This is a genomic window from Parafrankia sp. Ea1.12, assembly GCF_900465275.1.
Taxonomy (GTDB): domain Bacteria; phylum Actinomycetota; class Actinomycetes; order Frankiales; family Frankiaceae; genus Parafrankia; species Parafrankia soli.
In genome coordinates, this window is record NZ_UBIZ01000706.1 from 1 (window position 1) to 5,165 (window position 5,165).

At 66.5% G+C, this 5,165-nt stretch carries 2 protein-coding genes and 1 pseudogene; all 3 read left to right on the top strand.

Features of this window, described 5'->3' with window-relative positions; genetic code table 11:
- Positions 1–1,025: transposase (locus FMEAI12_RS35785; RefSeq protein ID WP_235015149.1), on the top strand; the 1,025-nt coding region annotated here is incomplete at its 5' end.
- Between the two features lie 733 nt (positions 1,026–1,758).
- Positions 1,759–1,884, top strand: a pseudogene (locus tag FMEAI12_RS40435) (glycosyltransferase); the annotation flags it as partial.
- 134 nt (positions 1,885–2,018) lie between these two features.
- The gene (gene rph / locus FMEAI12_RS35795; protein WP_112109416.1) at positions 2,019–4,616 is read left to right on the top strand and encodes a rifamycin-inactivating phosphotransferase; all 2,598 of its coding nucleotides are present in this window, start codon (positions 2,019–2,021) and stop codon (positions 4,614–4,616) included.
- The last annotated feature ends 549 nt before the right edge of the window (positions 4,617–5,165 follow it).

Genomic DNA, 5,165 nt, shown 5'->3' on the forward strand with positions numbered 1-5,165 from the left:
CATGGGTGGAGTCGGTGATGCCGAGCGGTGGGATGTGCCTCTGGCTCATCCCACCGCTCGGCATCACCGACTCCACCCATGTGCGCGCCTACGACCAGAACCTGTTCACCGAGTGGCACTCGCGCTATGGTGGCCGTGGGGTGCCCATCTACTGGCATGTGGAGAAGAAGTCGCTGGCCATCCACTCCCAGCTGATCAACTGCACCGCCTCCGAGGTCGCCGCGATGATCGAGGGCGCGATGCGGCGCGGCACCACGATGGATGTCGAGGCCAACTACACGGACTCGCACGGCCAGTCGAAAATCGGGTTCGGCGTCACGAGGCTGCTGAACTTCGACCTGCTGCCGAGGATCAAGCGGATCAACAAGGCGAAGCTGTACCGCCCCGTGGCAGGCGAGCCGGACGCCTACCCGCAGCTGACTCCGGCGCTGACCCGCCCGATCCGCTGGGAACTCATCGCCCAGCAGTACGACCAGATGATCAAGTGCGCGACCGCGATCCGGACCCGTACCGCGTCCACCGAGGCGATCCTGCGGCGATTCACCCGCAACGCCTCCCACCCCACCTACGCGGCGATGCTGAAGGTCGGCCGAGCCCAGAAGACCATCTTCGTGGCCCACTACCTGCGGCTTCGGGACCTTCAGCGGGAGGTCGAGGAGGGTCTGAACGTGATGGAGTCCTCCAACGGCGCGAACTCCGTGATCGCCTACGGCAAGGGCGGGGAGATCGCCTCGAACCGGCGCGACGAGCAGGAGATGTTCGTGCTGTGCCTGCGCATCCTGCAATCGGCCCTGGTCTACGTGAACACCCTGATGCTCCAGGACATCCTCGGCGAACCGGAGTGGGCCGACCTCCTCACGCCCACCGACCGGCGCGGCCTGACCCCGCTGTTCTGGTCCCACGTACGGCCATACGGTGAGGTGAACCTCGACATGGGCGCCCGCCTCAACCTCGCCACGGCCTCCATACCGGGCCCCCGGGCCCCGGCCGACCAGGCTGCGCAATCCACCGTGGAGAACGAATGAAGCTGCGCCCGTACAGCACCGTGCGCGAGCCGCGCCGGCGTCTCGCAGGGCGCGACCCCGACGTGTGGCTGCCCCAGGCCCGCGCTAATCGGCAAGCGGGATCTGGAACACATTCCGTGAGGACGATCACTAGACCTCTTCACTGGTTACTGACTGTGGCGATGGGCGGGCGGCGGTCAAGAGGACGCGCTTGCGGAGCAACGGGAGTTTGGCACGGCCGAACATCTGACGCTTGACCATTTTGATGTGATTTACCCGGCCCTCGACGGGACCGGAATTCCAGTGGGTTGTCAGGCCCTGGATGACGGCGTCCCAGTCCTTCTCCAGGCCGGTGGCGAAGGAGTGGAGGCCGGGAGGTCCTCGGCGCTCGCGGTGACGATCCAGTCCTTGAGGTGCTGGCCGGTGCGGGTGGTTAGCACCTCGGCGAAGGCACGGACGAGGTGGTCGGCGGCGGTGAGTTCCGGGCAGCGGGCGAGGACCTGGGCGGGGTGGCGTGGGGCCGTTGTTGGCCGATGGGGCATCAGCCTGGGCCAACGACGCGTACCGCCGTACGCGGCGCGCCGCCGCTTCGCGAGAAGCTTGTCAGCTCCAGCGGACAGCAAAAAAGAGTGGCAAGGAGATCTCTCTCCTCGCCACTCTTAACTTATAGCGCACTGACGGGCTTGCGGCAAGACCCAGGTCGTGCCGCAGAATCGTCGGCCGAGGCCACAACCTGCGGAAATGAGGGCACGACGTGCGGGTGTTGTTGTCGACGTATGGGGGACGCGGTGACGTCGAACCAGTGGTGGGACTGGCAGTGCGGTTGCGGGCGCCCGGGGCGGAGGTGCGGGTGTGCGCGCCGCCCGACTGGGCGGAGCGGCCGCCCGACTCGTCGGAGGGAAGGCAACCAGAGATGAGGACGTGCCCAACAAGAGGTTCGACAGAGCTGGCGGCGCCGGTGATTCGATCGACCAGTGCAGTGCGACGGAGCACGGCTGCCTCGGAGGTATCGCAATGATCGAGCAGTACGTGTTGGATCTTCAAGAGGTTGACGAGATGCAGGTCGCGGTCGTTGGCGGCAAGGGCGCGCACCTGGGCGGGCTGTCGCGGATTGAAGGCATCCGCGTGCCGGCCGGCTTTTGCGTGACGACGGACGCCTTCCGGCGGATCATGGCGGAGGCGCCGTCGATCGACGATCGGCTCGATCAGCTGTCGCGCTTGAACCCGGACGACCGGGAGGCGATCCGCACGCTCAGCGCGCAGATTCGTCGGACCATCGAAGGGATTGCCATCCCGGGCGATCTCGCGGCGGCGATCACCCGCGCGCTCGCCCAGTTCGGCGAGCAAGCCGCCTACGCCGTCCGATCCAGCGCGACGGCAGAGGACCTGCCGACGGCCTCCTTCGCCGGCCAGCAGGACACGTACCTGAACGTGGTGGGGCCGACGGCGATCCTCCAGCACGTCAGCCGGTGCTGGGCCTCGTTGTTCACCGAGCGGGCCGTGACCTACCGCCAGCGGAACGGCATCGACCACCGTACGGTCCACATGGCCGTGGTCGTGCAGCAGATGGTCTTCCCGCATGCGGCCGGCATCCTGTTCACGGCCGACCCCGTCACGGGCAACCGGAAGGTCGCCACCGTGGACGCCGGCTTCGGCCTCGGCGAGGCCCTGGTCTCCGGCCTGGTGAACCCGGACGTCTTCAAGGTGCGACACGGCGAAGTCGTCGCCAAGGCGATCGCCGCCAAACAGCGTGCCGTTCACGCCCTGCCGGCTGGCGGTACGCAGGAAGTGGCGATCGACTCGCAGCGGCAGGAGCAGCCGGCGCTGACGGATGCGCAGGTCGTGCGGCTCGTGCAGCTCGGGCGGCGGATCGAAGCGCATTTCGGCCGCCCGCAGGACATCGAATGGTGCCTGGTCGATGATGGCTTCCAGATCGTTCAGAGCCGGCCGATCACGACGCTGTTCCCCATCCCCGAGACCGGCGACCAGGAGAATCACGTCTACGTCTCCGTTGGTCATGGGCAGATGATGACCGACCCCATGAAGCCCCTGGGGCTTACGATGTGGCAGCTGACGGCCATGGTGCCGATGCACGAGGCCGGCGGGAGGCTGTTCGTCGACGTCACCCGGCGCCTGGCCTCGCCCGCGAGCCGCGCCGGCCTCCTGGACGTCATGGGGAGAGGCGATCCGCTGATCAGGGACGCTCTGGAGACCGTCCTCGACCGCGACGGTTTCGTCCCGTCGCTCCCGGACGCGGGTCCCGGCGGGCCGCCGGCCAGCGGTGCGTCCGTCCCGATCGAGACCGATCCGGCCATCGTCACCGAGCTGATCGAGCGCAGCCAGGTGTCCATCGCCGCCCTGGGGAGCGACATCCGGACGACGACCGGACCGGCGCTGTTCGACTTCCTGCTGGAGGCCTTCGAGGAGCACAAGCGAGTCCTCAGTGATCCGCTGAACCTTCAGGCGATCATGGCGGGGATGGAGGCCACGTGGTGGCTCAACGACAAGCTGCAGGAGTGGCTGGGCGAGAAGAACGCGGCTGACACGCTAACGCTGTCCGTCCCCGACAACGTCACATCGGAGATGGGACTGGCGCTGCTCGATGTCGCGGACGTGATCCGCCCGCAGTCGGAGGTGGTGGCGTTCCTGCAGGGCGTCGAGGACGAGGGTTTCCTGGACGAGCTGGCGAAGCTCGCGGGCGGGACCGAAGCGCGCGACGCCATAGAGGCCTACCTCGACCGGTACGGCATGCGCTGCGTCGGCGAGATCGACATCACGAGGCCACGTTGGCGCGAGCGCCCCACCACGCTCGTGCCCGTGATCCTCAACAACGTCAGGAACTTCGAGCCAGGCGCCGCCGAGCGGCGCTTCGAGCAAGGGCGGCAGAAGGCGCAGAAGAAGGAACAGGACGTGCTGTCACGCTTGCGGGCCCTACCGGACGGGGACCAGAAAGCCGACGAGGCCAAGCGGATGATCGACCGGGTCAGAACCTTCATCGGGTACCGGGAGTACCCGAAGTACGGCATCGTCAGTCGCTACTTCGTCTACAAGCAGGCCCTGCTGGAGGAGGCCGAGCGCCTCGTGCAGGCCAACGTGCTTCCTGAGAAGGAGGACATCTTCTACCTCACGTTCCAGGAACTCCACGACGTCGTGCGCTCGAACCAGGTGGATGACCAGCTCATCCAGCAGCGCAAGGACGCGTTCCGGTCGTACCACGCGCTCACACCGCCCCGGGTGCTCACATCGGATGGTGAGGCCGTCACCGGGGCGTACCAGCGCGACGACGTGCCGGCCGGCGCCCTGATCGGCCTCCCGGTTTCCGCCGGGACCATCGAGGGAAGGGCCCGCGTCATCCTTGACATGGCGGAGGCCGATCTCGAAGCGGGCGACATCCTGGTCACGACCTTCACGGACCCCAGCTGGTCGCCGCTGTTCGTCGGAATCGTAGGCATGGTGACGGAGGTGGGCGGCCTGATGACCCATGGCGCAGTGATCGCCCGGGAGTACGGCTTGCCGGCCGTCGTGGGCGTGGAGCAGGCCACCCGGCTGATCCGGGACGGGCAGCGGATCCGCGTGCACGGAACCGACGGGTACGTCGAGATCCTGCCTTGACCGACCACACCGAGAAGGCCCATCTGGCTGTGTCAGTGACAACTGGGATCTGGAACACATTCCGTCAGGACGATCACCGAGGTTCTGGCATCGTGACTGAACGTCGTCTGGGACCGTGGTGCGGTGTGATGACCTCGTCGCGGTGTTGTTTCCGCACCTCAGGGCGGTACTGGTGGAGCGGGTGTTCACGGAGAGCGGTGTGGTGCACATCATCGCCAGAACTCGTGACGGCAGCGTCTCGTGTCCAGACTGCGAGTTCTCGTCGGGTCGTGTACACAGCAGTTGCGACCGGTGCCTGGCCGACACTCCGGTCGGCGACCAGTCGGTGCAGGTCGAACTGACGGTGCGGCGGTTGTGTGCCGTTAACGAATGGCGAACCAAATGACAAGTAGCTCTCTGTAGTCGGCCTTCGGATAGCTACGGAGCCTGTCACGATTTTCGTGTAAGCCAGAGATGAACAGCCTACTTTGTGGAGAGTATCAGAAAGGTAGACGGCCAGGGAAGAGGTTGACCAGCGAGTTGAGTGCGACTTTCCATCCGTGGGTTCCC